Below are 26,673 nucleotides of genomic sequence, written 5' to 3' on the forward strand. Positions count from 1 at the left end.
AGCCATTTCTGACACTGCGTCACCCCCCATCGCAACAGAGGAGGACCCACGATGGATCCGGAAAAGACACTTACAGACACCCCAAGCAATGAAGACCGCCGCAACTTTCTCAAGCTCGCCGGCACCGCAGGCTTTACCGTCGCCGTGGCGGCCGTAGGTGCCGGAACGCTTGGCGTCGCCCCCGCCGAGGCCCAGACCGCCAAGGAAGAGGCCGATCGCGAGGCGGCGGCAGAGCATGTGATGACCATCGCCACTGCCTACCGTCTCGGCACGACGCGGACCTTCCCGGTGATGCAGCTGCATCTCAAGGAAAACATCCAGAACGCCAGCCGTGGCAAGGTCTATGTCCGGCTCGTGCCCAATGGCTCGCTCGGGGCTGGGGCGGCACTGGCCGAAAAGGTGCAAAACGGTACCATTCAGGCGGCCCAGCATTCGATGGCCAATTTCGCGCCCTTCGCGCCCGCCGTCGACATCATCAACCTGCCCTTCTGGTGCGGCGAGAACCAGAAATTCGTCAATCTCGTGACCTCCGACATCTGGAAGGCCGAGGTCGACGCGCGCGTCGCTGCAAGCGGCTTCAAAGTGCTGCTCTATCAGCCGGTCGATCCCCGCACCGTGAGCCTCCGTCGCGGCCTGCGCGATGCGCCGGTTAAAACCCCCGAGGACATTCGCGGCCTCAAATTCCGCGTGCCGGGCTCCAAGATCCTCGCCCAGACCTACAGCATGCTCGGCGCGAACCCGACGCCCATCGCCTGGGGTGAAACCCCCTCGGCGCTGCGTCAGGGCGTGGCCGATGCGCTCGACCCCAACACGATGGGTCTCAACCTCTTCGGCTTCAAGGATATCGTGGAACACGTGACCTTCACCCGCACCGTGCCCGATGGCGGGGTCTATTCCTGCAACATGGGCTGGCTCGAAGGGCTCGACACCGACACGCGCGAAGCCGTCGAATGGGGGGCGCATATCACCTTCCTGCAGAACCTCGCCCAGGTGCCCTCCTCGCGCAACTACGCGATCAACGAGATGTCCGCCGCCGGGGTGAATTTCTACGCCCCCACCGAGGACGAACAGGCCCAGTGGATCGAGGCCGCCGGCGCGCAAAAGCCCGAATGGGACGACGTCAAGAAAGAGCTCGTGGGCTCGCTCGCGACCTTCGACAAGCTCAAGGAAGCCGCTGACAATTTCGGCGGGCTCTACGTCCACGACGCTTGATCCCCACGCATATTCTCCGGGCCCTCGCGGCCCGGAGACCCCCACCATCCCCGGCTCTCAGAAGGTTTCAGATGCCCAGCAAAATCACCATGCCCCGGCTAGATCAATCCATGGAGGAAGGTCGCATCGCCAGCTGGACCCGCTCCGAAGGCGACGCCGTGAAAACGGGGGATGTCCTCTTTGAGGTCGAAACCGACAAGGCTGCGGTCGAGGTCGAAGCCGAAGCAGACGGCTATCTGCATCATATTCTCGTAACCGAAGGCGACACCGCCCCGGTCGATGGCATTGTCGCCTGGATCTATGCCGAAGGCGAAACCCCGGGCGAGCCACCGGCGCAAACCGCCGCCCCCAAAGCTGCCGCCGCCCCTGAGCCAACGGCCCCGCAATCAAGCGCCCCACAAGCGATCGCACCCACGCCTGCCCCGGCCCCGGCCACCGCAGAGCTCGGTCGCGCAGCAACATCCCGTCGCGCCATCACCCCCGCCGCCCGCCAAAAGGCCGCCTCACTTGGCCTAGACGTCTCGCGCCTCACCGGTCGCGGCCCAGGCGGCCGCATCCAGATGAGCGATCTGCTGCAAGCGCCAGCCCAACCCGCCGCCCCCATGCCCATGGCCGAGAGCGCCACGCCCCCCGTTCTGCCCGAGGCCGAACCCGGCGATCTCTTCGTGCAATCCACAGGCGCGGGCGACCGTCTGCCAATGGTCATGATCCACGGCTTTCTCGCCGACGCGACAGGCTGGGAGGCCTTGGCCGCACCGCTCTCCAAAACCCGCCGAATCCACCGGATCGAACTGCCCGCCCACGGCCGCTCACCACGCAAATCGATCAGCAATTTCGCCGATCTGGTCTCGCTGCTCCGCCGCAGCTTCGACGATCTCGGCCTCGAACGCTGCCATCTCGTCGGCCATTCCCTCGGCGGCGCTTTGGCCCTCGCCCTCGCCGACACGCGCCCCCGGCAGGTGGCGAGCATGACGCTGATCTCTCCCGCCGGGCTCGGCCCCGAGATCAACGGCGACGCCATCACCGGGCTCGCCCGTGCGTCGCGCAGCGAAAGCCTCGGCCCCTGGATGAAACAGCTCACCGCGGACCCCGACGCGATCAGCTGGTCCTTCGTCCAAGCAGCCGCCATGGCCCGTCGCGACGAAAGAAAACGCGCCGCCCAACAGGCCATGGCGCAGGCTCTCTTTCCCGATGGGGTGCAAGGCTTTGACCTCAACGCCGCCCTTGGCCGCCTCGATATGGAGACGCGGATCATCTGGGGCCGCGAGGATCAGATCATCCCGTGGAAACACGCGCTCCGCGCCCCGGGGACCATCTCGCTCAACCTCTTTGAACGCATCGGCCACATGCCGCATTTCGAAGCCTCGGACAAAATCCTGCCCTTGCTTGACCGCCTCTCCTGACGCGGCCACCATATCCCTTTCCCAAACACGGAGCCTCCCATGAGTTCGAAAACTGCCCTCATCTCTGGCGCCAGTGGTGGCATCGGGGCCGCCGTGGCACAGCATCTGCAGGCCGAGGGCTGGTCGCTGTCGCTCGGTGCGCGCCGCGTTGACGCCTTAGCCGAGGCGTTTCCAGACGCTCATGTCACCCACCATGACGCGATGCAGCGGGACGAGGCCGCCTGGGCCAGCGCCGCGCTCGACCGGTTCGGCCGGATCGACGCGGTGATCTGCTCGGCCGGGGCGATGATCGCCCGCGACCCGCTCGAGATCGACGACGCCGAACTCAACCAGATGTGGGAGATCAACGTCAATTCGCCGCGCCGCCTCGTCAAAGCCTGCTGGGACCCGCTCGCCGCCTCCGGCTCTGGACGCGTCGTGATCCTCGCCTCACTCTCCGGCAAACGCGTGCGCTCGCCCAAGGCCGCCTCTTACGCCATGACCAAACACGCCGCCGTCGCGCTGAGCCATGGCATCCGCAAGACCGGCTGGGATCTGGGCATCCGCTCCACCGCCATCTGCCCCGGCTTTGTCGACACCGACATGGCCCGTAAGGTTACCGATTTCCCGCCCGCTGACATGACCCATAGCGCCGATATCGCCAAAATGGTGAGCCTCGCCCTGACCCTGCCCAACACCGCCTCGATGGCCGAGCTCTCAGTCAACTGCACCGCCGAGGATCAATACTGAGACCGCAGGACCCTATCCCACAGCCTTGCCCGCCTGATCCATGATCCAATCACAGAAAATCTGCGCATCTTCTCGATCTCGGGTCATGTCCATCAGGTAGTAATGATCGCGCACCACCTCCTTGCACCCCGGCACCCGGATCAATGATCCATCGGCGAGGTAGGGATCGACCAGCGGGTTGCCCGCCAACCCGACACCCTGCCCGGCAATCGCCGCCTGCAGCATGTTGATATAGGTGTTGACCACGACGCCGCTGCCCTCGGGAGGCGGCTCGAGCCCGTTGCTGCGAAACCAGCTCGGCCAGCGCGCGCCGGGCCGGTAGATCCCCGACAGATGCAGCAAATGTTCCTGCAACAGGTCCGACGCCTGCGTGAGCCCCGTCCGCGCCGCATAGCGCGGGCTCACCACCGGAAAGACCTTCTCTTGCAAGAGCGGCCGCACACGCCCCTCGCGCGGCTCGGTTGCGGAATAGCGCACCGCCACATTGATCCCCTCCGCCGCAAGATCGAGCATCCGGTCCGCCACCACAAGGTCGAGCTCGATCCGGGGGAAACGGTTGCTGAAATCCACCAGCCGAGGCATCAGCCAATAGGTCGCAAAGGCCGAGGTGGTCGTCACCGACAGGCGCGTCCCCTTCGCTGCACCGGCCACGCTCTTTAGCGCATCGGCAATCTGATGCAGCGCCGGATTGACCTCGGCCTCAAGCGCCCGGCCCGCCTGTGTCAGGCTCAGCCTCCGATGCTCACGATTGAAGAGTCGCGCCCCGAGGCTCTCTTCAAGCTCGGCAATCTGGCGGCTGACCGACACGCGCGACACGCCAAGCTCTTCCGCCGCTCGCGTAAAGTTGAGCTTCCGGCTCGCCGCTTCAAAGGCGATCAGGTGTGGAAGCCTGTTAAGGGATTTGCGTAGGTTTACCATAACACCCTGGTTAACACGAACGCTCGCATTTTGGAACTTCACAGATGACCAAGACTCACCCAAAATTGCTGAAAAATTGGAAAAAGACCGGCAATGATCGATCGACACTAGGGAGACCGCCACTCATGAAACATATCACCTCGCTTACGCTATCCACCGTTCTCGGCCTCGGCCTGATCACTGCCGCCCCGGCTACAGCCGCCGAATTGCCGGGCCAAGGCGTCACCGTGTCGCCCATCAAGGGCAGCCCGGCCAATGCCTGGTTTCAGCACAAGATCGTCGAGCAGGGGCTTGAAACGCTTGGCTATGAGGTCGAACCGACGCTCGAGGCGGATTTCCCGGCCCTGCATCTCGCCGTGGCCTCGGGCGACGCGGATTACACCTTCAACAACTGGAAACCGCTGCACGATGATTTCTTCGAGAAATCGGGCGGCGACGCGGTGATGACCCGCGTCAAGGCGGCGATCACCGGCGCGGGCCAAGGCTATTACATCGACAAGGCCACCGCCGAGGCCCATGGGATCACCTCCATCGCGGATTTCAAGGACCCCGCCATCACCGCGCTCTTTGACAGCGATGGCGATGGCCGCGCCAACCTCTCGGGCTGCAACCCCGGCTGGGGCTGCGAACTCGCAATCGAGGATCATCTCGACGCCTACGACCTGCGCGACGCGGTGCAGCACGACCAAGGCAGCTATTTCGCGATCATGGCCGACACGATCACCCGCTACAACGAAGGCGGATCGATCTTCTACTACACATGGACACCCAACTGGATCAGCGATGTGCTCGTTCCCGGCGACGACGTGGTGCAGATCGGCGTGCCCGCCTCCGACGACAGCCCGACCCGGCAGGCCGACGGGTTCGACCCCGGCTTTGCCTCCAACGATGTCTATATCGTCGCCAACAATGACTTCCTCGCCGACAATCCGGCCGCCGCGAAATTCTTTGAACTGGTCGACATCCCGATCGCGGCGGTCAACGCCGCCCAGGTCAAACTCCGCGATGGCGAAAACACGGTCGAGGATTTCGAACGCCACGCCGCCGACTGGATCACCGCGAACCAAGAGCTCTTTGACAGCTGGATCGCCGAAGCCACGGCCGCGGCCAAGTAAGTCTCCCTGCGACTGGCGGGCGCGACCCCGGTCGCGCCCCTTTTTCTCGAAAGGTCCGGGTATGGAAAACCCCCAAATCGAATGCCGAGGTCTGTGGAAGATCTACGGGCGCCGCGCCGACGAGGCCATGCAGGCGGTGCTCTCCGACAATCTGAGCAAGGCCGAAGTGCGCGACCGCTATGACTGCGTGCTCGGCGTCCGCAATGCCAGCTTCAACGTCCAGCGCGGCGAAATTTTCTGCATCATGGGCCTGTCCGGCTCGGGCAAATCCACCCTGCTGCGCCATGTGAACCGGCTGATCGACCCGACCTCTGGCGAAATCCACGTCGCGGGCCGCCGGGTCGACACGATGGACGAAGCAGCGCTGCTGCAACTTCGCTCGGAAACCATCGGCATGGTGTTTCAGCACATGGCCCTCTGGCCGCATCGCACGCTGGGACAGAATGTGGGCTTTGGCCTCGAGGTCCGCGGCATCGGCCCCGCCGAGCGCCGCGTCGCCGCCGAAAAGGCGCTGGCGGCGATGGATCTCGACGGCTGGATCGATCACTACCCCGATCAGCTCTCCGGCGGCATGCAGCAACGCGTGGGCCTCGCCCGCGCGCTGGCGGCAGATCCCGAAATTCTGCTCATGGACGAACCGTTCTCGGCGCTCGATCCGCTCATCCGGCGGCAGCTTCAGGATCAGTTCCTGAAACTCTCCCGCCACCTCAAGAAGACCACGCTCTTCATCACCCATGACCTCGACGAGGCGATCCGCATGGGCGACCATATCGCGATCATGAACGATGGCGAGATTGTCCAGATCGGCACCCCGGAAGAGATCGTCACCAATCCCTCCGACGCCTATGTCGCCGAGTTCGTCAAAGGCATCAGCCGCGTGCATCTCGTCCGCGCCGAGAGCCTGATGGAGCCGCTCGAAGGCCGCGCTCCTACCTCCAAACAGGTCGCACCTGATGCCGAGCTGGCCCAGATCATCGATCACTTCATGGACGATCAGTCCCCCGTCACGGTGGCAAATCCCGACGGCACTGCGGTCGGGATGATTTCGATCAAAACCGCGCTCGGCGCGCTGCGCGGCTAGGAGACAGACATGGATATCTGGAACATTTTCGACACCGAATGGGTGCCGGTCGGCGACTGGGTGGAAATGGCGCTGCAATGGGTCGTGACCCATTTCCGCTTTATCTTTCAGGCGATCAAAGTGCCCTTCGACATCGTGCTCACCGCGCTCGAAGACGGGCTCACCGGCGCGCCTGATCTGCTCATCCTCGCGCTGATCGTGCTCATCTCCTGGCAGGCCGGCGGGCGCAAGCTCGGGCTCATCGCCGCCGCCTGCATGACTGCCATCGGCCTGATGGGCGCGTGGGAGGCCAGCATGACCACGCTCTCCATCGTGCTGACCTGTGTCGTCTTCTGCGCCCTCATCGGCATTCCGCTCGGCATATGGGCGGCCCGCAACGACCGCTTCTGGTTCGTGCTGCAACCGCTGCTCGACCTGATGCAGACGATCCCCTCCTTCGTCTATCTCGTGCCCATCGTGATGCTGTTCTCCATCGGCAATGTCTCGGGCGTCATCGTCACCTTCATCTATGCCCTGCCGCCCGTGGTCCGACTGACCAATCTCGGCATCCGGCAGGTGCGCGAAGACATGGTCGAAGCCGCCCGCGCCTTTGGCGCCACACGGCGGCAAACCCTGATCAAGGTCGAACTGCCCCTCGCCATGCCGACCATCATGGCTGGCGTGAACCAGACCATCATGATGGCCCTCTCCATGGTGGTCGTTTCCTCGATGATCTCTGTCACCGGCCTGGGTCAGATGGTGCTGCGCGGCATTGGCCGCCTCGACATGGGGATCGCCACCGTCGGCGGGCTCGGCATCGTCTTCCTCGCCATCGTCATCGACCGCGTGTCGCAAAGCTTTGGCATCTCCTCGCGCGACCGCGGCCATCTCAGATGGTATCAGACCGGCCCCGCGGGGCTCTTCTACTCTCTCTTCACGAAAGGCGGCAACAAGTGACCGATCGGCCCAATATCCTCTTCTTCCAAGTCGACCAACTGACCGCCTCTGCGCTCCGGGCCTATGGCGACAACATCTGTCACGCGCCCAATATCGACGCTCTGGCGGACAAGGGCGTGGTCTTTGAAAACGCCTATTGCAACTTCCCGCTCTGCGCCCCCTCGCGGTTTTCCATGGCCACCGGTCAGCTCGCTTCGCATGTCGGCGCCTATGACAATGCCGCCGAGTTTTCGGCCGAAATTCCCACCTACGCGCATTTCCTCCGCGCCGCAGGCTATCAAACGGCGCTCTCTGGCAAGATGCATTTCATCGGCCCGGATCAGTTCCACGGCTTTGAAAAACGCCTGACCGCAGACCTCTACCCCGGCGATTTCGCCTGGGTGCCGAACTGGGGCAACGAAGGCAAACGCGACACCAACGATCCCCGCGCAGTGCGTATCGCCGGCATCTGCGAACGCTCGGTTCAGATCGACTATGACGAAGAGGTCACCTTCAAAGCGGTCCAGCATATCTATGACATGGCCCGCAACGACGACGACCGCCCGTTCTTCCTGCAGGTCTCCTACACGCACCCGCATGAACCCTATCTCTGCCGCAAGGAATTCTGGGATCTCTACGAGGACTGCGACATCCCCCTGCCGCGCGTCCCCGCCCTGCCCGAAGAAGAGCACGACCCCCACGCCGTGCGCCTGCTCAAGGATTTCGGCATGCTCGGCATCCAGTTCAGCGACGATGACGTGCGCCGCGCCATCCGCGCCTATTACGGCTCGATCAGCTATATCGACAGCCTCATGGCGCGGGTACTAGATGCGCTCCGCGCCACTGGGGCCGAAGACAAGACGCTCATCGTCTTCACCTCGGACCATGGCGAAATGCTGGGCGAGCGCGGCATGTGGTTCAAGAAACATTTCTACGAAAAATCGCTGCGCGTGCCGCTGATCATCTCGGCGCCCTGGATGTCACCGCAACGGGTGCGCGAACTGACCTCGCTCGTCGATCTCGTGCCGACCTTCAACGCGATTGCCGAGGCCCCCGCCGAGGCCGAGCCGCTCGAAGGCACCGATCTTCTCTCGCTGATCGATCGCGGCAACCCCGCGCCGACACGCGCCGTCTATGCCGAATACCTCGCCGAGGGCACCCCGGTCCCGATCTTCATGATCCGTCGCGGCGCGTATAAATACATCGCCTCTTCCGAAGACGGCGAGATGCTCTTTAACCTCGAGACCGACCCAGAGGAGCGCAGCAACCTTGCCGGCGCGCCCGATCTGGCCGAGACCCTCGCCCGCTTCCGCGACGAGCTTCGCCAAAAATGGAATGAAGAGACCCTGATCCGCGACATCAAGCTAAGCCAGCAACGTCGCATCCTGGTCCGCGCCGCCATGAACCAAGGCACCAAACGCCTCTGGAACCATGATGAGGACGAAAACAGCAAGGTCATCTGGTATCGCGGCGAACAGGGCTACAATGAATGGGCTTTCGACTATATCTAAGCCCTTAACTCCGGCCCCGACGCACCCCTTGGGGCCGGACATCACAGGACAGCGCCCGCGCCCGGGCACGCCCTCACTGCGCCAGAACAGCCGTCACCGAAAAAACATTCGACGGCGGCAGCACCAGATCGAGCCCGAGCTTGCAGCAGACCGCCAGCACGATCATCGCCAGCAGGATGCGCAGCTGCTCGGCCCGCAGCAAGAGACCGATCCGCGCCCCGATCTGCGCCCCGATCACGCCGCCCACGATCAACAAAACGGCGAGGACGCTGTCCACCGATTGGCTGCTATAGGCGTGCATCATCGTCGTATAGGCCGACACGAACAGGATCTGGAACAGCGAGGTCCCGACCACCACCTTGGTCGGCATCCCGAGCACATAGATCATCGCCGGCACCACGGCAAAACCGCCCCCGACCCCCATGATCGCCGACAGCACGCCGACGAAAAACCCGACCAGCAGCGGCGGAATGACCGAAATATAGAGCCCCGAGGCGCGAAACCGCACCCGAAACGGCATCGCATGCACCCAATCCCGCCGCGTCCGCTTGCGCCGTGTCTGCGGCCCCTGCTTTTGCGCCTTGCGCAGCGCGCTGAGACTCTCGATGAACATGAGCGCCCCGATGAGCCCCAGGAAAACCACATAAAACAGGTTCACCAAGAGATCGACCTGCCCCAGAGACCGCAGCAGGTTGAAGATGTAAATCCCCACGGTCGAGCCCAGAAGCCCGCCAATCATCAAGGCCAGCCCCATGGGAATATCCACCGTCCGCCGCCGCAGATGCGCGAGAATGGCGGAAAAAGACGCGGCCACGATCTGATTGGCCGAGGTCGCCACCGCCACCGCCGGCGGGATGCCGATGAAAAACAAAAGCGGCGTGATCAAAAACCCGCCGCCCACACCAAAGATCCCCGACAACAACCCGACCATCAATCCGATCGACAACAAAAGCGGCCCGTTGACGGACACTTCAGCGATCGGAAGATAGATTTGCATGGCACTCGCCTATGTCTGATCGTGATCAACGCGCAAACGCGCGTGCCCGTCTCTTGTCACGAAACGTCCACGCTGACCACCCTTGCGGCCCTGCATGACCACAGGATGGACCGGCACGCGATCACACCCCGTAATACTCCCGATACCAGGCCACAAAGCGCGCCATGCCGTCGCGGATATCGGTCTGGGGGCGGTAGCCGGTGAGCGCTTTCAACAGCTCGGCATCGGCATAGGTGGCATAGACGTCGCCGGTCTGCATCGGCATGTAGTTGCGCACCGCCTTGCGCCCGGCGGCGGCCTCGATGGCCTCGATGAAATCCATCAGCCGCACCTTGTCGGAATTGCCGATATTGACCACACGGTAGGGCGCGGCGGGCGACAGGCTATCGCCTGCGACGCGGGTCTCCTCGCCGCCCGGCACCGCATCGATCAGCCCGCGAATGCCGCGCACCAGATCGGTCACATAGGTGAAATCGCGCCACATATCGCCATTGTTGTAAATGTCGATCGTGCTGCCATCGAGAATGCCCTTGGTGAACTTGTAAGGCGCCATATCGGGCCGCCCCCAGGGGCCATAGACGGTAAAGAACCGGAACATCGTGGTCGGCAGATCATAGAGATGGGCATAGGAATGGCCCATCGCCTCATTGGCCTTCTTGCTCGCGGCATAGATGGTGAGCGGCGTGTCGGCCTTGTGGGTCTCGGCAAAGGGCATCTCTTCATTGGCGCCATAGACCGACGAGGTCGAGGCCATCAGCAGATGATCCACCTTATGCCGCCGCGCCGCCTCCATCACGTTGAACGTGCCGACGACATTGCTCTCGATATAGGCGCGCGGGTTCTCGAGGCTATAGCGCACCCCCGCCTGCGCCGCGAGATGCACGATCACATCGGGGGCAAACTCATCCACCACCGCGTCAAACCGCGCCTGATCTTCGAGCATGCCTTCGCAGGCGCTGAAAGCCTTGTTCTGGTTGAGGATCGCATGCCGCCGCTCCTTGAGCGTCACGTCATAATAATCCGTCATCCCGTCATAGCCCTGAACGACGAACCCCTCGTCGAGCAACAGCTGCGCCAGATGAAACCCGATGAACCCCGCCGTACCGGTGATCAAGACCTTGCGCTGCGCCATGCCATACCTCTCTTACCACAACTGCCGGGGCTGCGGCCCCATACCTCTGACATCCCCCAAGCCCCGCTCTGATGCAAGGGGAGGCCCACGCAAAAGGCCGCAGGATCTCTCCCACGGCCTCTCAATCGCTGCCTGACGGCGCTTATTTCTTCAGGTTGGTCCAGATCTGGTCATAGACCTTCTGGGTTTCCTCGTCACAGACCTCGATGAACGCGCCTTTGCCGGCCTCGGCGGGCGGGTTGCTCTCGGGCTGGGTCGAGAGTTCGGGATCGAGGAACTCCTTGGTGCCCACCACGCCCGAGCTGTAGCGCGCATAGTTGGTCACCGCCGCGATATTCTCGGGCTCGAGCAGGAAGTCCATGAACTTGAGCGCATTGTCGCGGTTCGGCGCATCCTTCAAGAGCACGACATTGTCCATCCAGACCACATAGCCCTCTTTCGGGAAGGCATATTCCACATTGGCCCCTTCCTGACGCGCCTTGGCACCGAACCCGTCATAGATCTGGCCCACCGCCGCATCGCCGGACACCAGCACCTCTTTCGCCGTGTCACTGTTGAACGACGCCCAGTGCTGCTTGGCCTCTTGCAGCATCGCGTTCAGCGCCTTGAGCTGCTCGCGATCCGTCGAACATTGCGGAATGCCCATATGCAGCGACGCCATGGCGATCACTTCGCCCTGACTGTCGAGCATGTTGATCTTGCCCGAGAGCTCCGCCGGCGGGTTGAACAGGATATCGGTGGTGTTGATATCGCCCTTATAGACGTCGCGGTTCACCATGAAGCTGGTGGACCCCCACTGATAGGGGATCGAATGCTGACGACCGGGGTCAAAGCTCGGATCGGCCCATTCTTCCTGAATGTTGCCCTTATTGGCGAGCTCGCCCTCGGCGATGGTGTCGAGCATCCCCTCACCGGCCATGATCTTGACCATGTAATCGCCCGGCACCGCCACGTCATAGGTGCCAATCGCCCCGGCCTTGAGCGACGCCAAAAGCGCCTCGTTGCTGTCGAACGTGTCCATCACCACTTCGATGCCGGTCTCTTCGGTGAACTTCTCCAGAAGCTCGGCCGGCATATATTCGAACCAGTGATAGACGACGACCTTGCCTTCGGCCTGCGCCGCCTGCGCCCCAAGCGCCAGCGCCATGGCCGCCGCCGCGGTGAATTGTGTCAGATGTTTCATGTCTTACTCCCTGTTTTATACGTTGGTTCAGGTCTTCTTGTCGCTCTTGCTGACGAAATAGGAAATCGTGACCATCAGGATCGACAGCGCCAGAAGCATGGTGGAAATCGCCATGATATTCGGCTTGATCCCCTGTTTCACCGATCCGAAAATCGCCGTCGGCAGGGTCTCGATCCCGGCCCCTTTGACGAAATTGGTGATGATGAAATCGTCGAGGCTGATGATGAAGGCCAGAAGATAGCCCGAGATGATCCCCGGCACCATCATCGGCAAAAGGATGCGGGTGAAGGCCTGCCGCTTGGTCGCATAGAGATCGAGCGCCGCCTGCTCATAGCTGTCCTCGATCCCCTGCATCCGCGCCGCGATGGGCATATAGGCAAAGGGGATGCAGAACGCGATATGCGCCAGCAGGATCGAACTATAGCCCCGGGTGAACCCGATCGAGTTGAAAAAGATGAGCGTCGCCACCGCCGTCACGATCTCGGGCACCATGAGCGGCATCGAGATGAGGCCAAAGCTCACCGTGCGCAGCCGGAACCGCCCGCCACGCACCATGGCGGTCGCCGCCAGCGTGGCGATGGTGGTCGACACCGTCGCGGCAATGATGGCGATGGTGAAACTGTTCCACGCCGCAAGCTTGAACTTCTCCGCCTCCGGCCCGGTGAACACATCCGCGTACCAGCGCAGGCTCACCCCTTCCCAATTGGTGATCGAATTGCTGTCGTTGAGCGAATAGATTGTCACCACCAGAAGCGGCGCGTAGAGCACCACGAGGCACAGGATCGTCACCGGCAGGAACCCCGGCACATGTTTGATGTCGAAACGCCGCCCCATCACGCGCCCCCCTTCTCGGCCCGGGCCTGCTGACGGGCAAAGACGATCAGAATGATCAGCACCATGCTGAGCAGGATCATCGACGCCGCCGCCCCAAAGGGCCAGTTGCCCGCATTGCCCTTGAACTGTTCCTCAATGAGCGACCCGATCATGAAATTCTTGGCCCCGCCCAGAAGATCCGGCGCAAGGAAACTGCCCAGCGACGGCACAAAGACAAGGATACAGCCCGCGATCACCCCCGGCTTGACCGCCGGCAACAGGATGCGCCGCAGCGTGACCCATTTGCCCGCATAGAGATCCGACGCCGCCTCGCTCAGCGCGAAATTATAGCGCTCGACGCTGGCATAGATCGGCAGCACCATGAACGGCAGGTAGCTGTAGAAGAGGCCAAGCTGCACCGCGAAATTCGTGTTCACGATATGCAGCGGGCTGTCGATCAGCCCGGTCCAGAGCAGGAAATCATTCAATGGCCCCTGATCGCGCAGCACAAACTTCATCGACACCGTCCGGATGAGCAGGTTCACCCAATAGGGGATGGTGATGAGAAACACCCACATCGGCCGTACCTTCTCGGGCCGCGTGGCGATGAAATAGGCGGTCGGAAAGCCGATCACGAGGCTGAGGATCGTCGCCGCCCCCGCCTGCCAGATCGAGCGCCAGAAGATCGTGATATAGGTCCATTCGATGCTCGGCGGCTCGTCGCCAAACAGGCCCCGATTAAAGAAGAACTGATCATAGGCGTCGAGGCTGAATTCCCAGATCACCCCGCCGCGGAATTCCTTCGTCAGGAAGGAATAGACGAGCATCATCAGAACCGGGATCAGGATGAGAAAGATCAACACCACCCAGGACGGCAGCAGCAGCCAATGCCGCGCCTCGCGATAGGTGTCGGTGCGGGCGCTGCCGCCGCTGGCCGCTCCCCCCGCCATCAATCCGCCAGGAGGCGCGCGGCCCCCTGCTCCATGTTGATATGGGCGATCTGGCCGGGCTCGAACACCCGTTTGTTGCCGCGCTCCGAATTGGAACTGCGCACCGAAATCTGCACGCCGCCATCCAGATCGAGAAGCGTCTGAATATCGGTGCCCACGAACATATTGGCCCGCACCCGACCAGCGAGGCTCTCGGGCCCTTCCGCCCCTTCCGAGAGATAGAGCCGCTCGGGCCGCACCGACATATGCACCTTGGCGCCTTTGCCGACACCCTCGACCGCATCCACGCTGAGCTGATGCCCCCCGCCGAGATGCACCTGCGCCCGGCCCGCCTCCACCGCGTCGACCTCAACCTCGAGAAGGTTGGTCTCGCCGATGAAATCCGCCACGAACATATTGCTTGGCCGCTCGTAGATATCGCGCGCATCGCCCAGTTGCTGCAGCTCGCCCGCCGACATGACCGCGATCCGGTCCGACATGGTGAGCGCCTCTTCCTGGTCATGGGTCACGAAAATAAAGGTGATTCCCGTCTCGCGCTGCAATTCCTTGAGCTCGAACCGCATCGCCTGCCGCAGCTTGAGATCGAGCGCCGACAGCGGCTCATCCAGCAACAGAACCTTGGGGCTCGGGGCCAGCGCCCGCGCCAGCGCCACCCGCTGCTGCTGCCCGCCCGACAATTGCGAGGGCTTGCGGCTGGAAAACTGCGACAGCTGCACCAGTTCGAGCATCTCGCCCGCCCGCTTGCGCGCCGCCGCCTTGCTCTCGCCCTTCATCTCGAGGCCAAAGGCCACATTGTCGAGAATCGTCATCATCGGAAACAGCGCGTAGTTCTGAAACACCGTGTTGATCGGTCGCCGGTTCGGCGGCAGCTTCTCGATCTCGTCGCCAAAGAGGAAAATCTCGCCCTCGGTCACATCCTCGAACCCGGCGATCATCCGCAAAAGCGTGGTCTTGCCACAGCCCGACGGCCCCAGCAGCGTGAAAAACTCGTTGTCGCGGATCGACAGCGAGATCGTTTTGAGCGCGGTGAAATCGCCATAGCGCTTCACGGCATTTCGTATGTCAATCGCGTTGATCCGGTCGTCTGTCACTTGCATCCCTTTCCTGCGGCCCGCCTTCTGGCCACCTCTGCCACGCCCCGGCGCCCTGCCCAAGCAAAGCGCCATCGCACCGGAAAACACTAAGTCCGGTTTCGTCACATGCGAAGAACGCGTTACCTTACTGGTCCTTAGGCAGAGGCTAATCAGTCAGCCCGCTGGCCAAAGCTGAACCTTTGCGAGCGAGGCTGAAGAGCTGTGATGCAAATTTGTGCAGAGGGCCTGAATTTTGGGACAAGCCCGCCCCGGGACCGTGGCCGACTAGGCTTTCGACAGATCGAACGCGACATTGCCCAGCCCGGAAATCTCCGCCCGAACCTGCGTGCTCGCGTCAAACATCTCGATCCCGGTGAGCGTGCCGGTGATCACCATCTGTCCCGGCTGCAACCCGCTGGCATGGTCGCCCACGCCCTCGATCGCCATCTCGAGCGAGGTCAGCGCCGACCCATTGGGCAGCGCCACCTCGCCCTGCACCAATGGCTCCCCATTGGCGACAAGCGACACCTCGACCGAGTGGACATCATCCCCCGCCCAATCCGTCACCTCACTGCCGATCACCAGCCCATACCCGGCCTGCATATCCGCCAGCTTGTGCAGCGGATGGCCCAGCGGCTCGGCAATCCGGGAGGTCACCAGCTCCATCACCACATAGGGCGTGAAATACTCCGCAACCCGGCTCCGCTCATAGCCCGCCAGCTCCCGGTTCAGGCGAAACCCGATCTCCAGCTCGACACCGATAGAGCCTTTGAACGGCACCGCCGCCCCCGCCGCATAGGTATAGACCTCGGGGATCGGCGCGATGATCGGCCGCCCGGGCTCATAGCGCCCGACCTTGAACCCGGACACCGCCCCAAGCTCCTCTTGCACAAGACGCTGCACCTGCAACGCCGCCTCATAGCTGAACGCCTCGGACGCCTGAAACGTCACGGGCAGGCCAGTTTGCCGCGCCGTCATCAAAGACTGCGCCAGCGCTCGGATCTCATCGGGTCGGGTCATATATGGTCCATCAAATTGAGTTCAGCCGCCCCACCGGGCGGCCCCTATGGTCACAACATCAGACAGCGCTGCCCTCACGGGGCCTTGGCGTCCTCCGCCTCTTCATTGTCATCGAGCCATTGCCGCACGGTCTCGAGCTTGTTCTCCAGATGCTTCTTGAGAATAGCCGAGAGCCTCGCCCCATCGCGCCGCTCGAGAAAGGTCATGATCTGCTCATGCTCCTCGGTCGCCTGGGTCCAGCGGTCCATAGTCATATTCGCCACATAGCGCGCCCGCCTGACCCGCGCCGCCAGCGAATTATACTGCGCCGTCAACGTCTTGTTCCGCGCCGCGCTGAGGATCGCCTCATGGATCTGCTGGTTCACCGCGAAATAGCCCTCAAGGTCCCGCTGCTCGAAATACTTGAGCATCTCACGATGCAGCCGCCGCACATTGCCGATCTCCGCATCCGAAATATGCTTGCACGCAAGCTCCCCCGACAGCGCCTCCAAGGCCCCCATCACCGGGAACACATCGTCGATATCCTCCTTGGTGATCTTGCTGACCCAGGCCCCACGGTTGGGCTCGAGATTCACCAGCCCGTCAATCGCCAACACCTTGAGCGCCTCGCGCAGCGGCGTGCGCGACACGCTATAGAGCGCACAGAGCTCCTTTTCCGGCACCCGCGTCCCGGGCAGCAGATCACCGACCACGATCAATTCCCGGATCGCCTCGGTGAGCTCTTCATGCAGCGACCGCCGCCGAAAAACCTCACCCTTGCCATCGCTCAGGGAACTCGTCTGATCTTCCGGGGTCATCGCCACCTCCGCCCACTTGATAATGCGTTCAAAACTCATTTTGCATTCACTATAAACCGGGACTCCCCTTCAATCAAGAACACTATAACCCTGTAAATAAGGGCAATTCTTGTCAGTTGACAGATGGCGACTCAAAATGCATTCATTATTCAAACACGAGATTCTAAGACCTGACGGCCCGAACAGCGGCACCGTCGAAACCGGAGGAGAACACAATGCACAAGGCAGGGCGCCATTTTCTACAGATCCCGGGGCCAAGCCCCGTGCCAGGCCGCGTGCTGCGCGCCATCTCGAAACAGACGATGGACCATCGCGGCCCGGATTTCGCCGAGGTCGGCCTCACGGCCATCGCGGGGATGAAGACCATCTTCAAGACCAAGCAGCGCGTTTTCATCTACCCCTCGTCGGGGACCGGCGCCTGGGAGGCCGCGCTGGTCAACACGCTCGCCGAGGGCGACAAGGTCGTGATGTATGAAACCGGCCATTTCGCCACCCAGTGGAAGAAAATGGCCTCGAAACTTGGCATCGATGCCGAGTTCATCGAAGGCGACTGGCGCAGCGGCGCCGATGCCGACCGGATCGAGACCCGCCTGCGCCAAGACACCGGCCACGAGATCAAGGCCGTCTGCGTCGTCCATAACGAAACCTCCACCGGTTCGGTCTCGCCGATTGCCGAAGTGCGCCGCGCCATCGATGCCGCCGGTCACCCGGCGCTTTTGATGGTCGACACGATCTCGGGCCTCGCCTCGATCGACTTTCAGTTTGACGCTTGGGGCGTCGATGTCGCGGTCTCCGGCTCGCAAAAGGGGCTGATGCTGCCCCCCGGCCTGTCCTTCAACGCCGTCAGCGACAAGGCGTTTGAGTTGTCCAAGACCGGCGGCATGCGCCGCTCCTATTGGGACTGGCAGGACATGGATGCCATCAACGGCTCGGGCTACTTCCCCTACACCCCCGGCACCAACATGCTCTACGGGCTGAACGAAGCCATCGCCATGCTGCACGAGGAAGGGCTCGACAATGTCTTCGCCCGCCACCAGCGCCATGGTGCCGCCACCCGCAGCGCCGTGCGTCACTGGGGGCTCGAAGTGCTCTGCCGCCAACAGGGACAGGAAAGCGGCGTGCTCACCGCCGTGCTCATGCCCGAAGGCCATAGCGCCGACGCCTTCCGCGCCACCACCTTGCAGCATTACGACATTTCGCTCGGCAACGGGCTGTCGAAAGTGGCGGATCGCGTGTTCCGCATCGGTCACTTGGGCGATTTCAACGATCTGACCCTCGCCGGCACCTTGACCGGGGTCGAGCTCGGCCTGCGCAAATCCGGTGTGCCGCATACCGAAGGCGGGGTTGCCGCCGCCATGGCCGTTCTGGAGACGACCCAGTTCGACACGGTCGCGGCCGAATAATTTCGCCCCAAGGGCGAGATCGCATTCCGGCCACTGACATTTGGCCGGGCTTCATCGGCCACCGCAGAGGAGAGCGGTGGTCGCGCATTCAAACAGGGAGGAAGACATGACAATAATGAATTTCAAGGCACTCGGCGGGGCGACCATGGCGCTCGCTCTGTCGATCACCACGGCCATCGCCGGGGATTACCCGGACCGCACCGTTGAGATCATCCACCAATACGGCCCCGGCGGCGGCACCGATCGCTTTATCCGTGCCATCGGCGAACCGATGCAAGAGGCGACCGGCCAAAGCGTCGTGCCGATCTCGATCAAGGGCGGCGGCGGTGTTCCCGCCTATGTGTCCTTCCTGCAGCGCCCGGCCAATGGCTATACCCTGGTCTCGCTGAGCCCCGATGACGTGATCAACCACGCTCTGGGCCGCATCGACCTCTCGTCGGTCTACCCGCTGGTCCGCATCCAATATGACCAAGGCATGCTGCTGACCTCCAAGGACAGCCCGCTCAAATCGCTCGACGACATTCTCGCCGCCGCCAAGGAAAACCCCGGCGGGCTCAAGGTCGGCGTCACCGGCTCGGCAGGGTTCGACGATGCGCTCGTCGGCCAGTTCAACGCAGAGGCCGGGATCGAGCTGGAAACCGTGCCTTTCGGTGCTGCCGAAATGGTCTCCAACACGCTCGGTGGTCACATCGACCTGATGTATGAGGAATACGGTCCCACCTGTGGCCTCATCGAATCCGGTGATCTGGTGCCGCTCGTGCTCTTCTCGGATGAACGCCTGCCGGAACTGCCCGAGGTGCCCACCGCCAAGGAAAACGGCTATGACGTGACCCTTGGCCGCTGGCGCGGCTTTGGCATCCGCCCGGACACCGACCCAGAGATCATCGCCAAGCTGATCGAACTCTTCCAAGCCGCTTATGAAGACCCCGGCTACAAAGAGGTCGAAACCCAGAGCGCGCTGCAATACCGCTCTGAATTCCTCGGCCCGGATGAATTCAAAGCCTTCATGGATAGCGAGACCGAAGCCTTCTCGAAGATCATGAAAGATCTTGGCTACTGAGCACGCGCGATGCGGTCCGCCCATCGGCGGGCCGCAGACCAATCGGGGAGGGAAAAATGATAAGTAAACTATCGGAAATCATTGTATTTCTAGGACTGACACTGGCATCCATCGCGCTCTGGTTCAACGCCGACGCCCTGCCAACGTCGAAACGCTACGCCCAGGTGGATTCGGATCTCTGGCCCAAGATCGTCTTTGGCGCGCTGGCCATCTGCTGCGCCATCCAGATGATCAAGGCCGTGTCCAAGGCGCTCAAGGCGCAGGCCGAAACCGAGGCCACCGGCACGGGCAAGGCCCAAGGCTACTACCTGCGGCTCGGCCTGATCTCGGCGCTGGTTCTGGGCTATTTCTTCGCCCTGAATCAAATCGGCTTTCTCTTTGCCACCGTGATCTTTCTCTGGGCCGCGGCCTGGGTCCTGCCCTACCGCAACCTCCTGGCCAAGCTGCTCTTCGCGCCGCTCTTCACCGTGATGCTCGCCCTCTTCTTCAGCTACGCCCTCTCCCTGCCTCTGCCCCGTGGCGAAGGGATTTTCTACGACCTCAGCCAATCGCTCTTCTGAGCCGCAGCCCCGGAGACCTAAAATGCTAGACGCGTTCGCTTCCGCCGCCGGGTATATGCTCGGCAACCCCATGTGCTTTGTCCTGATTGTCTTCAGTGTCGCCTGGGGCATCATGTTCGGCTCGATCCCCGGCCTCACCGGCATCGTCGGGGTCGCCCTTCTGATCCCCTTCACCTTCGCCTTTGACCCGATCGAGGGCATGCTGCTGCTCGGCGGCGTCTATGTCGGCTCGACCTTCGGCGGCTCGATATCCGCCATCCTCTTCAACACCCCCGGCTCTCCCGAAGCGGCCTGTACCTCGCTCGACGGCTATCCGATGGCGAAACGCGGCGAAGCGGGCAAAGCCCTCGGCATCGCCCTTGCCGCCTCGGCGGTCGGCGGCATCTTCGGCACCTTGGTGCTGATGTTCGCGGCCCCGCCCCTCGCCCGGCTGGCGCTCGAGTTTGGCCCGGCGGAGTACTTCGCCCTCGCCGTGCTCGGCATTACCGCCATCGCCTCCATCGGCGGCGGCTCACTGGTCAAAGGCCTGATCGCCGGGCTGCTCGGCCTCGCCGTCGCCACCGTTGGCCTCGACCCGCTGACCGGGATCGCGCGCTTCAACTTTGGCAACCCGATGCTCCTCACCGGGGTGAGCTTCATCGGCGCCATCATCGGCATCTTCGCCCTCGCTGAAGTGATCCAACGCTTTGCCGACGGCCCGACCGAAGCCAACGCCATGACCGAGGTCTCAACCAAGCTCCCGAGCCTCGCCGAATTCCTCGCGACCAAGGCCACCTTGCTGCGCTCGTCGGTCATCGGCACGATCATCGGCGCCCTGCCCGGCGTTGGCGCCACCACCGCCGCCTTCATCAGCTATTCCGAAGCCTTCCGCTGGTCCAAACACCCCGAGCTCTTCGGCAAAGGCTCGGCCGAAGGCATCGCCGCGCCCGAATCCGGCAACAACTCGGCGGTGGGCGGCTCGATGATCCCGCTGCTCGCCCTCGGCATCCCCGGCTCGGCCACCACCGCCGTGATGATCGGCGGGCTGACGATCCATGGCATCGTGCCCGGCCCGATGCTGATGCAGAACAACTCCGACCTCGTCTATTCGGTGTTCATCGGCATGATGCTCGCCAATATCCTGATGCTGGTCTTCGGCCTGCGCGCCGCCCGCGTCTTTGCCCTCGTGCTGCGCGCGCCCTACCCGCTCGTCGGCCCGGCCATCGTCGTGCTCTGCATGACCGGCGTCTTCGCGCTCAACAACAACGTCTTCGATGTGGTGATCATGCTCACCTTCGGCGCCGTCGGCTTCTTCCTCAAGAGCTTCGGCCTGCCGGTGGCGAGCTTCATCATCGGGCTGGTGCTCGGCCCGATCGCCGAAGTGAGCCTGCGTCAGGGCCTGATCCTCGCGGATTACGACCTGATGACCTTGGTGAGCCGCCCCATCGCCGGCACGCTTCTCGCCCTGTCGGCCCTGTCGCTGGCCTATGGTCTCTGGGGGCAGTTCCGCGCCCGCAACGCCACGCCCAAGCCGGTGACCGAGGCAGAGGCCAAGGCCCAGACCGACCCGGCCTAAGCCCCGGCACCCCCCCCTCTTAGCAAGGCACCCCAAGGGCCCACCCGCCCGGTGCCTTGCCCAGATGATCGAGAAAGACCCATCCGATGAACGCTCCAAATCTGAACCGCACCCCGCCCGCCGCACAGGCCGTCAACCGCGCCCAGGCCTTCGAGGCCGCCCTGACCAAATCCCTCGAAGGCGAGGTCGATTTCGGCCTGTTCACGCGCGGTCGCTACGCGACGGACGCCTCCATCTATCAGATCATCCCGCGGGGCGTCGCCTTCCCCAAAACCGTGGCCGACATCGAGGCGGCGCTGACCATCGCCGCCGACCATGACGTGCCGGTGATCGCCCGGGGCGGCGGCACATCGCAAAACGGCCAGCCCATCGGGCACGGTCTCATCCTCGACATGTCGCGCCATTTCAACGCGGTGCAGGACTACGACCCCGAGGCGCGGCGGATCACTGTACGTCCCGGTATGGTTCTCAACACGATGAACGACCGGCTGCGCCAGGACGGTCTCTTCTTCCCGGTCGAACCCTCGACCGCCTCACGCTGCACCATCGGCGGCATGTGCGGCAACAACTCCTCGGGCGCGCGGTCGCTGCGCTTTGGCAAGACCGCCGACAATGTGCTCGCCATGGAAGGCCTCTTGCATGATGGCGAAGGCTTCCGCCTCGACGCAGCACCCCTCGCCGACCATGCCTCGCCCCGCATGCGCGAGATCATGGGCGGGCTGATCGAGCTCGCCGACAGCCACCGCGATCTCATCGAGGCCAATTTCCCGAAACTGCAACGCCGCGTCGGCGGCTACAATCTCGACGAACTGCTGCCCGCCGCGCCGAACCTCTCGCATCTGCTGGTCGGCTCCGAGGGCACGCTCGCGATCAGCACCTCGGTCTCGCTCCAGCTCTCGCCGCTGCCCGCCCATCGGGTGATGGGGGTCTGCCATTTCCCCGATTTCCGCTCGGCCATGGCCACGACCCAGCATCTGGTGGCGCTCAACCCTGTCGCGGTGGAACTGGTCGACAACAACGTGCTGGTGATGGGGGCCGACATCCCGGCCTTTGTCCGCACCATCGACGACATCACCAAGGGCACGCCCAATTGCCTGCTGCTCTGCGAATTTGCCGGCGACGATCTCGACAGCCTCAAGACCGACCTCAAACGGCTCGATCACTGCATGGCTGATCACGGCTTTCCCGATGCGGTGGTCGAGGTGATCGAACCGCATCGGCAAAAGGCGGTCTGGAGCGTCCGCGAAGCCTGTCTCAACATCATGATGTCGATGAAAGCCGAAGGCAAACCCGTCTCCTTCATCGAAGACTGCGCCGTGCCGCTGGAACATCTCGCCGATTACACCGACGGCGTGACCGAGATTTTCTCGCGTCACAACACCCGTGGCACCTGGTATGCCCATGCCTCGGTCGGCTGTCTGCATGTCCGCCCGATCCTCAACATGAAGACCGAAGAGGGCGTGCGCGTCATGCGCAGCATCGCCGATGAGACCGCCGATCTGGTCAAGCGCTACAAAGGCTCCTTCTCCGGCGAACATGGCGACGGCATCTCGCGCTCGGAATATATCGAGCCTCTTTTCGGCGCTGAGCTGACCCGCGCTTTTGAGGCGGTCAAGGATCGCTTCGATCCCGACAACCGCCTGAACCCCGGCAAGATCGTCCGCCCCCTGCGCATGGATGACCGCGCCCTGATGCGGTTCAAACCCGATTACAAAACCGCCCTGCCCGCCGAACCGGCGCTCGACTGGTCCGACTGGGGCGGCTTTGGCGGCGCGGTCGAGATGTGCAACAACAACGGCACCTGCCGCAAACTGTCGGGCGGCACCATGTGCCCCTCCTACCGCGCCACCCGCGACGAACAGCACCTGACCCGCGGCCGCGCCAACACCCTGCGCCTGGCCATTTCCGGCCAGCTCGGCCCCGACGCCATCACCTCCAAGGAGATGAAGGAAACCCTCGATCTCTGCGTCTCCTGCAAAGGCTGCAAGCGCGACTGCCCCACCGGCGTCGACATGGCCCGGATGAAGATCGAAGTGCTCCACCATTATCACAAGCGCCACGGACTGCCGATGCGCGACCGGCTGATCGCGCATATGCCGCGCTATGCGGCTGTCGCCTCGAAACTGTCGCCGCTCTTGAACCTGCGCGACAAGATCGCCCCGCTTGCCAAGCTCTCCGAGCGCCTCCTCGGCTTCTCGGCGAAACGCACCCTGCCGCAATGGCGCCGCCCCTGGTCGCAGCCCGGCACGCCAGCCACGCCCAGCGATCTGCGCAATGATGGCCGCGATCTCGTGCTCTTTGGCGACACGTTCAACCGCTATTTCGAGCGCGAAAACCTCGAGGCCGCCGAACGCGTCCTGACCGCCGCGGGCTACCGCCTGCACCGGGTCGAGGTCAGCGGCTCGCGCCGCCCAATGTGCTGTGGCCGGACCTATCTCGCCTCCGGTCAGACCGACGCCGCCCGCGCGGAACTGACCCGCACCCTCACCACCCTGCGCCCCTTCATCGAGGCCGGGGCCCGCGTCGTCGGGCTGGAACCCTCCTGCCTCTTCACCTTCCGCGACGAGATGACCGCGCTGCTGCCCGCGTCCCAGACGGATTTCATCAAGGACAAGACCCTGCTCTTCGAGGAGCTGCTGGCTCAGGACATGGACCGGTTCGCCCGCACCCTGCCCCTGCGCGATGCCGCAGGCACGGTGGCCCATGTCCACGGCCATTGCCACCAAAAGGCCTTTGGCGCCATGGGCGCGGTCGAAACGATCCTGCGCCAAGTGCCCGGTCTCGAGGTCCGCATGATCGAAAGCTCCTGCTGCGGCATGTCCGGGGCCTTTGGCTATGCGGCCGAGAACTACGACATCTCGATGAAAATGGCCGAGGCTTCGCTGCTGCCCGCCGTCCGCGACGCCGGCCCCGACGCGCTCATCGTCGCCGATGGCACCAGCTGCCGCCACCAGATCCACGACGGCTCTGGCCGCGAGGCGATCCATGTCGCCCGCCTGCTGGAGGCGTTTCTGACATGAGATTTATCGCATCCCTTTCCACCGCTTCATTTCGGGAGCTTTCGTCATGAGCCTGCAAAATCCGACATTCATCCCTGGCCCCACCAACCTCCCCGAGGTTCTCCGCAAGGCCTGCGACATGCCGACGGTCGACCACCGGTCGCCGCTCTTCGGGGACATCCTGCGCCCCGCCCGCGCCGGCGTCCAACAGGTGCTGAAAAGCCGCGACGCCGAGATCCTCATTTTCCCCTCCACCGGCACCGGCGGCTGGGAAACCGCCCTGACCAACACGCTGGCCCCCGGCGACACGGTGCTCGCCGCCCGCAACGGCATGTTCAGCCAGCGCTGGATCGACATGTGCCAGCGCCATGGGCTCACCGTCGAAATCGTCGAAACCCCCTGGGGCGAAGGCATCCCCGCCGACCGGTTCGAAGAGATCCTGAGTGCCGACAAGGCGCATAAGATCAAGGCCGTGCTCGCCACCCATAACGAGACCGCCACCGGCGTCCGCTCCGACATATCCGCCGTGCGCCGGGCGATGGACGCCGCCGGCCATCCCGCGCTCCTCTTTGTCGACGGCGTGTCCTCCATCGGCTCGATGGATTTCCGGTTCGACGACTGGGGCGTCGACATCGCCGTCTCGGGCTCGCAAAAGGGCTTCATGCTGCCCGCCGGGCTCGCCATCCTCGGGCTGAGCCCCAAGGCCATGGCCGCCGCCGAGACCGCCACCCTGCCCCGCGCCTTCTTCGACATCCGCGACATGAAACGCGCCTATGACAACGCGGCCTACCCCTATACGCCACTGGTCGGGCTGCTCAACGGGCTCAACCTCTCGACCAAGATGCTGCTCGACGAAGGGCTCGACAACGTCTTCGCCCGCCACCGCCGCATTGCCGATGGGGTGCGCGCCGCCGTCGCCGCCTGGGGCCTGCCGCTCTGCGCCGCCACGCCCGACCTCTATTCCGACACGGTGAGCGCGGTGCGCACCCCCGAGGGCGTCGACGCCACCGAGATCGTGCGCCGCGCGGCCGCCGATTACGGCGTGGCCTTCGGCGTCGGCCTCGGCCAATTGTCCGGCAAGGCCTTCCGCATCGGCCATCTGGGCAGCCTGACCGACGTGATGATGCTCTCCGGCCTCGCCACGCTCGAAATGTGCATGGCCGATCTCGGCCTCGGCATCCGGCCCGGCTCCGGGGTCGCCGCCGCGCAGGATGTCTACCGCAAATCCCAAACACCCCAGGCAAGAGAGGCCGCCGAATGACCAAGCACGAGATGATCATCCCGACCTATGACGACATGCTCGCCGCCCATATGCGCATCGCCCCCCATATCCGGCGGACCCCGGTGCGGGTCTCGCAATATCTCAACGAGCTGACCGGCGCGTCGCTCTTCTTCAAATGCGAGAACTTCCAGGAACCCGGCGCCTTCAAGGTGCGCGGCGCTGCCAATGCGGTCTTCGGCCTGACCGACGATCAGGCCAAACAGGGCGTCGCCACCCATTCCTCCGGCAACCATGCCTCCTGTCTGAGCTATGCCGCCATGCTGCGCGGCATCCCCTGCAATGTGGTGATGCCCCGCACCGCGCCCCAGGCCAAAAAGGACACCGTCCGCCGCTACGGCGGCAAGATTACCGAATGCGAGCCCTCGACCTCCTCGCGCGAGGCGACCTTCGCCCGTGTCCAGTCCGAGACCGGCGGCGATTTCGTCCACCCCTATAATGATCCGCGCGTCATCGCCGGTCAGGGCACCTGCGCCAAGGAGCTGATGGAACAGACCGACGGGCTCGACATGGTGGTGGCGCCCATCGGCGGTGGCGGCATGATCTCCGGCACCTGCCTGACGCTCGCCACCCTCGCCCCCGATTGTCAGGTCATCGCCGCCGAACCCGAACAGGCCGACGACGCCTATCGCAGCTTCAAGGCCGGTCACATCATCGCCGATGACGCGCCGAAAACCATCGCCGACGGGCTGCTGGTGCCGCTCAAGGATCTGACATGGCATTTCGTCTCGAACCACGTGTCCGAGATCTACACCGCGTCTGACGCGGACATCATCGACGCGATGAAACTGATCTGGAAACACCTGCGCATCGTGATGGAACCGTCGAGCGCAGTCCCCCTCGCCATCATCCTCAAAAACCCCGAGGCGTTTCGCGGCAAACGCATCGGCCTCATCGTCACCGGCGGCAATGTCGATCTCGATCGCCTGCCCTGGCTGGCCTGACCCCCATCGCATTCACAAGGAGCT

At 63.5% G+C, this 26,673-nt stretch carries 23 protein-coding genes; 14 read left to right on the plus strand and 9 right to left on the minus strand.

What is annotated here, in order from left to right:
* Nucleotides 1-51 precede the first annotated feature (51 nt).
* The 3 genes from WA237_RS01915 to WA237_RS01925 all read left to right on the plus strand — a co-directional run bounded on the left by WA237_RS01915 (nucleotide 52) and on the right by WA237_RS01925 (nucleotide 3,344).
* Nucleotides 52-1,212, plus strand: a complete 1,161-nt coding sequence (locus tag WA237_RS01915; protein ID WP_009812811.1) for a TRAP transporter substrate-binding protein — start codon at nucleotides 52-54, stop codon at nucleotides 1,210-1,212.
* A 71-nt stretch (nucleotides 1,213-1,283) separates the two neighbouring features.
* A complete protein-coding gene (locus WA237_RS01920; RefSeq protein WP_336096467.1) occupies nucleotides 1,284-2,615 on the plus strand; it encodes an acetoin dehydrogenase dihydrolipoyllysine-residue acetyltransferase subunit in 1,332 nt (443 codons plus the stop codon).
* Between the two features lie 39 nt (nucleotides 2,616-2,654).
* Nucleotides 2,655-3,344, plus strand: coding sequence for an SDR family NAD(P)-dependent oxidoreductase (locus WA237_RS01925; RefSeq protein ID WP_336096468.1), 690 nt, complete (start codon nucleotides 2,655-2,657; stop codon nucleotides 3,342-3,344).
* A gap of 12 nt (nucleotides 3,345-3,356) precedes the next feature.
* Here the strand turns inward: WA237_RS01925 and WA237_RS01930 are convergent, their stop codons facing one another.
* Nucleotides 3,357-4,262 carry a LysR substrate-binding domain-containing protein gene (locus WA237_RS01930; RefSeq protein WP_336096469.1) on the minus strand — a complete coding sequence of 302 codons (906 nt, stop codon included), beginning with the start codon at nucleotides 4,260-4,262 and terminating at the stop codon, nucleotides 3,357-3,359.
* Nucleotides 4,263-4,387: 125 nt separating this feature from the next.
* Between WA237_RS01930 and proX the strand changes: the two genes are divergently transcribed.
* The 4 genes from proX to betC all read left to right on the plus strand — a co-directional run bounded on the left by proX (nucleotide 4,388) and on the right by betC (nucleotide 8,884).
* Nucleotides 4,388-5,377: a glycine betaine/L-proline ABC transporter substrate-binding protein ProX gene (gene proX / locus WA237_RS01935; protein WP_336096470.1), complete on the plus strand. Its 990-nt coding sequence runs from the start codon at nucleotides 4,388-4,390 to the stop codon at nucleotides 5,375-5,377.
* Nucleotides 5,378-5,438: 61 nt separating this feature from the next.
* A complete protein-coding gene (locus tag WA237_RS01940) occupies nucleotides 5,439-6,458 on the plus strand; it encodes a quaternary amine ABC transporter ATP-binding protein (RefSeq protein ID WP_336096471.1) in 1,020 nt (339 codons plus the stop codon).
* Nucleotides 6,459-6,467: 9 nt separating this feature from the next.
* Nucleotides 6,468-7,394, plus strand: coding sequence for an ABC transporter permease subunit (locus WA237_RS01945; RefSeq protein ID WP_336096472.1), 927 nt, complete (start codon nucleotides 6,468-6,470; stop codon nucleotides 7,392-7,394).
* Nucleotides 7,391-8,884, plus strand: coding sequence for a choline-sulfatase (gene betC, locus WA237_RS01950; RefSeq protein ID WP_336096473.1), 1,494 nt, complete (start codon nucleotides 7,391-7,393; stop codon nucleotides 8,882-8,884). Before WA237_RS01945 ends, betC begins: the two co-directional genes overlap by 4 nt.
* Before the next feature lie 73 nt (nucleotides 8,885-8,957).
* Here betC and WA237_RS01955 read toward each other — a convergent pair whose 3' ends face one another.
* From WA237_RS01955 to WA237_RS01990, 8 genes are all read right to left on the minus strand, one after another.
* Complete coding sequence (locus WA237_RS01955) at nucleotides 8,958-9,881, minus strand: sulfite exporter TauE/SafE family protein (protein WP_009812814.1); 924 nt, start codon at nucleotides 9,879-9,881, stop codon at nucleotides 8,958-8,960.
* Nucleotides 9,882-10,002: 121 nt separating this feature from the next.
* Nucleotides 10,003-11,013, minus strand: a complete 1,011-nt coding sequence (locus WA237_RS01960) for a GDP-mannose 4,6-dehydratase (RefSeq protein ID WP_336096474.1) — start codon at nucleotides 11,011-11,013, stop codon at nucleotides 10,003-10,005.
* A gap of 142 nt (nucleotides 11,014-11,155) precedes the next feature.
* The gene (locus WA237_RS01965; RefSeq protein ID WP_336096475.1) at nucleotides 11,156-12,196 is read right to left on the minus strand and encodes an extracellular solute-binding protein; all 1,041 of its coding nucleotides are present in this window, start codon (nucleotides 12,194-12,196) and stop codon (nucleotides 11,156-11,158) included.
* Nucleotides 12,197-12,223: 27 nt separating this feature from the next.
* On the minus strand, nucleotides 12,224-13,030 hold the full coding sequence (locus WA237_RS01970; RefSeq protein WP_336096476.1) for an ABC transporter permease: 807 nt from the start codon (nucleotides 13,028-13,030) through the stop codon (nucleotides 12,224-12,226).
* Nucleotides 13,030-13,959 (minus strand): ABC transporter permease, encoded by a 930-nt coding sequence (locus WA237_RS01975; protein WP_009812818.1) that lies wholly within the window; start codon nucleotides 13,957-13,959, stop codon nucleotides 13,030-13,032. Before WA237_RS01975 ends, WA237_RS01970 begins: the two co-directional genes overlap by 1 nt.
* Complete coding sequence (locus WA237_RS01980) at nucleotides 13,959-15,056, minus strand: ABC transporter ATP-binding protein (protein ID WP_336096477.1); 1,098 nt, start codon at nucleotides 15,054-15,056, stop codon at nucleotides 13,959-13,961. The genes WA237_RS01975 and WA237_RS01980 overlap by 1 nt, the downstream gene beginning before the upstream one ends.
* Nucleotides 15,057-15,317: 261 nt before the next feature.
* Complete coding sequence (locus tag WA237_RS01985) at nucleotides 15,318-16,052, minus strand: fumarylacetoacetate hydrolase family protein (RefSeq protein ID WP_336096478.1); 735 nt, start codon at nucleotides 16,050-16,052, stop codon at nucleotides 15,318-15,320.
* Between the two features lie 74 nt (nucleotides 16,053-16,126).
* Nucleotides 16,127-16,849 (minus strand): GntR family transcriptional regulator, encoded by a 723-nt coding sequence (locus WA237_RS01990; protein ID WP_336096479.1) that lies wholly within the window; start codon nucleotides 16,847-16,849, stop codon nucleotides 16,127-16,129.
* Nucleotides 16,850-17,064: 215 nt separating this feature from the next.
* Between WA237_RS01990 and WA237_RS01995 the strand changes: the two genes are divergently transcribed.
* The 7 genes from WA237_RS01995 to bhcB all read left to right on the plus strand — a co-directional run bounded on the left by WA237_RS01995 (nucleotide 17,065) and on the right by bhcB (nucleotide 26,649).
* Nucleotides 17,065-18,252 (plus strand): pyridoxal-phosphate-dependent aminotransferase family protein, encoded by a 1,188-nt coding sequence (locus WA237_RS01995; RefSeq protein ID WP_336096480.1) that lies wholly within the window; start codon nucleotides 17,065-17,067, stop codon nucleotides 18,250-18,252.
* 106 nt (nucleotides 18,253-18,358) lie between these two features.
* Nucleotides 18,359-19,312, plus strand: a complete 954-nt coding sequence (locus tag WA237_RS02000) for a Bug family tripartite tricarboxylate transporter substrate binding protein (RefSeq protein ID WP_336096481.1) — start codon at nucleotides 18,359-18,361, stop codon at nucleotides 19,310-19,312.
* Between the two features lie 56 nt (nucleotides 19,313-19,368).
* On the plus strand, nucleotides 19,369-19,872 hold the full coding sequence (locus WA237_RS02005; RefSeq protein ID WP_336096482.1) for a tripartite tricarboxylate transporter TctB family protein: 504 nt from the start codon (nucleotides 19,369-19,371) through the stop codon (nucleotides 19,870-19,872).
* Nucleotides 19,873-19,894: 22 nt separating this feature from the next.
* Nucleotides 19,895-21,427 carry a tripartite tricarboxylate transporter permease gene (locus WA237_RS02010; RefSeq protein ID WP_246557539.1) on the plus strand — a complete coding sequence of 511 codons (1,533 nt, stop codon included), beginning with the start codon at nucleotides 19,895-19,897 and terminating at the stop codon, nucleotides 21,425-21,427.
* Nucleotides 21,428-21,513: 86 nt separating this feature from the next.
* Nucleotides 21,514-24,447 carry an FAD-binding and (Fe-S)-binding domain-containing protein gene (locus WA237_RS02015; RefSeq protein WP_336096483.1) on the plus strand — a complete coding sequence of 978 codons (2,934 nt, stop codon included), beginning with the start codon at nucleotides 21,514-21,516 and terminating at the stop codon, nucleotides 24,445-24,447.
* A gap of 46 nt (nucleotides 24,448-24,493) precedes the next feature.
* Nucleotides 24,494-25,687, plus strand: a complete 1,194-nt coding sequence (gene bhcA, locus WA237_RS02020) for an L-aspartate--glyoxylate aminotransferase BhcA (protein WP_336096484.1) — start codon at nucleotides 24,494-24,496, stop codon at nucleotides 25,685-25,687.
* The gene (gene bhcB, locus WA237_RS02025; protein ID WP_336096485.1) at nucleotides 25,684-26,649 is read left to right on the plus strand and encodes a beta-hydroxyaspartate dehydratase BhcB; all 966 of its coding nucleotides are present in this window, start codon (nucleotides 25,684-25,686) and stop codon (nucleotides 26,647-26,649) included. Before bhcA ends, bhcB begins: the two co-directional genes overlap by 4 nt.
* The last annotated feature ends 24 nt before the right edge of the window (nucleotides 26,650-26,673 follow it).

It is taken from the genome of Roseovarius sp. CH_XMU1461 (genome assembly GCF_037027165.1).
GTDB classification, from domain to species: domain Bacteria; phylum Pseudomonadota; class Alphaproteobacteria; order Rhodobacterales; family Rhodobacteraceae; genus Roseovarius; species Roseovarius nubinhibens.

Coding starts and splice junctions, on each gene's coding strand:
- bhcB (WP_336096485.1), top strand. CDS start 25,684: ATGACCAAGCACGAGATGATCATCCCGACCTATGACGACATGCTCGCC.
- WA237_RS01915 (WP_009812811.1), top strand. CDS start 52: ATGGATCCGGAAAAGACACTTACAGACACCCCAAGCAATGAAGACCGC.
- WA237_RS01930 (WP_336096469.1), bottom strand. CDS start 4,262: ATGGTAAACCTACGCAAATCCCTTAACAGGCTTCCACACCTGATCGCC.
- WA237_RS01955 (WP_009812814.1), bottom strand. CDS start 9,881: ATGCAAATCTATCTTCCGATCGCTGAAGTGTCCGTCAACGGGCCGCTT.
- WA237_RS02000 (WP_336096481.1), top strand. CDS start 18,359: ATGACAATAATGAATTTCAAGGCACTCGGCGGGGCGACCATGGCGCTC.
- WA237_RS01965 (WP_336096475.1), bottom strand. CDS start 12,196: ATGAAACATCTGACACAATTCACCGCGGCGGCGGCCATGGCGCTGGCG.
- WA237_RS01990 (WP_336096479.1), bottom strand. CDS start 16,849: ATGACCCCGGAAGATCAGACGAGTTCCCTGAGCGATGGCAAGGGTGAG.
- WA237_RS01995 (WP_336096480.1), top strand. CDS start 17,065: ATGCACAAGGCAGGGCGCCATTTTCTACAGATCCCGGGGCCAAGCCCC.
- bhcA (WP_336096484.1), top strand. CDS start 24,494: ATGAGCCTGCAAAATCCGACATTCATCCCTGGCCCCACCAACCTCCCC.
- WA237_RS01970 (WP_336096476.1), bottom strand. CDS start 13,030: ATGGGGCGGCGTTTCGACATCAAACATGTGCCGGGGTTCCTGCCGGTG.
- WA237_RS01925 (WP_336096468.1), top strand. CDS start 2,655: ATGAGTTCGAAAACTGCCCTCATCTCTGGCGCCAGTGGTGGCATCGGG.
- WA237_RS01980 (WP_336096477.1), bottom strand. CDS start 15,056: ATGCAAGTGACAGACGACCGGATCAACGCGATTGACATACGAAATGCC.
- WA237_RS01975 (WP_009812818.1), bottom strand. CDS start 13,959: ATGGCGGGGGGAGCGGCCAGCGGCGGCAGCGCCCGCACCGACACCTAT.
- WA237_RS02005 (WP_336096482.1), top strand. CDS start 19,369: ATGATAAGTAAACTATCGGAAATCATTGTATTTCTAGGACTGACACTG.
- WA237_RS01985 (WP_336096478.1), bottom strand. CDS start 16,052: ATGACCCGACCCGATGAGATCCGAGCGCTGGCGCAGTCTTTGATGACG.
- WA237_RS02015 (WP_336096483.1), top strand. CDS start 21,514: ATGAACGCTCCAAATCTGAACCGCACCCCGCCCGCCGCACAGGCCGTC.
- WA237_RS01960 (WP_336096474.1), bottom strand. CDS start 11,013: ATGGCGCAGCGCAAGGTCTTGATCACCGGTACGGCGGGGTTCATCGGG.
- WA237_RS01940 (WP_336096471.1), top strand. CDS start 5,439: ATGGAAAACCCCCAAATCGAATGCCGAGGTCTGTGGAAGATCTACGGG.
- WA237_RS01920 (WP_336096467.1), top strand. CDS start 1,284: ATGCCCAGCAAAATCACCATGCCCCGGCTAGATCAATCCATGGAGGAA.
- WA237_RS01945 (WP_336096472.1), top strand. CDS start 6,468: ATGGATATCTGGAACATTTTCGACACCGAATGGGTGCCGGTCGGCGAC.
- WA237_RS02010 (WP_246557539.1), top strand. CDS start 19,895: ATGCTAGACGCGTTCGCTTCCGCCGCCGGGTATATGCTCGGCAACCCC.
- proX (WP_336096470.1), top strand. CDS start 4,388: ATGAAACATATCACCTCGCTTACGCTATCCACCGTTCTCGGCCTCGGC.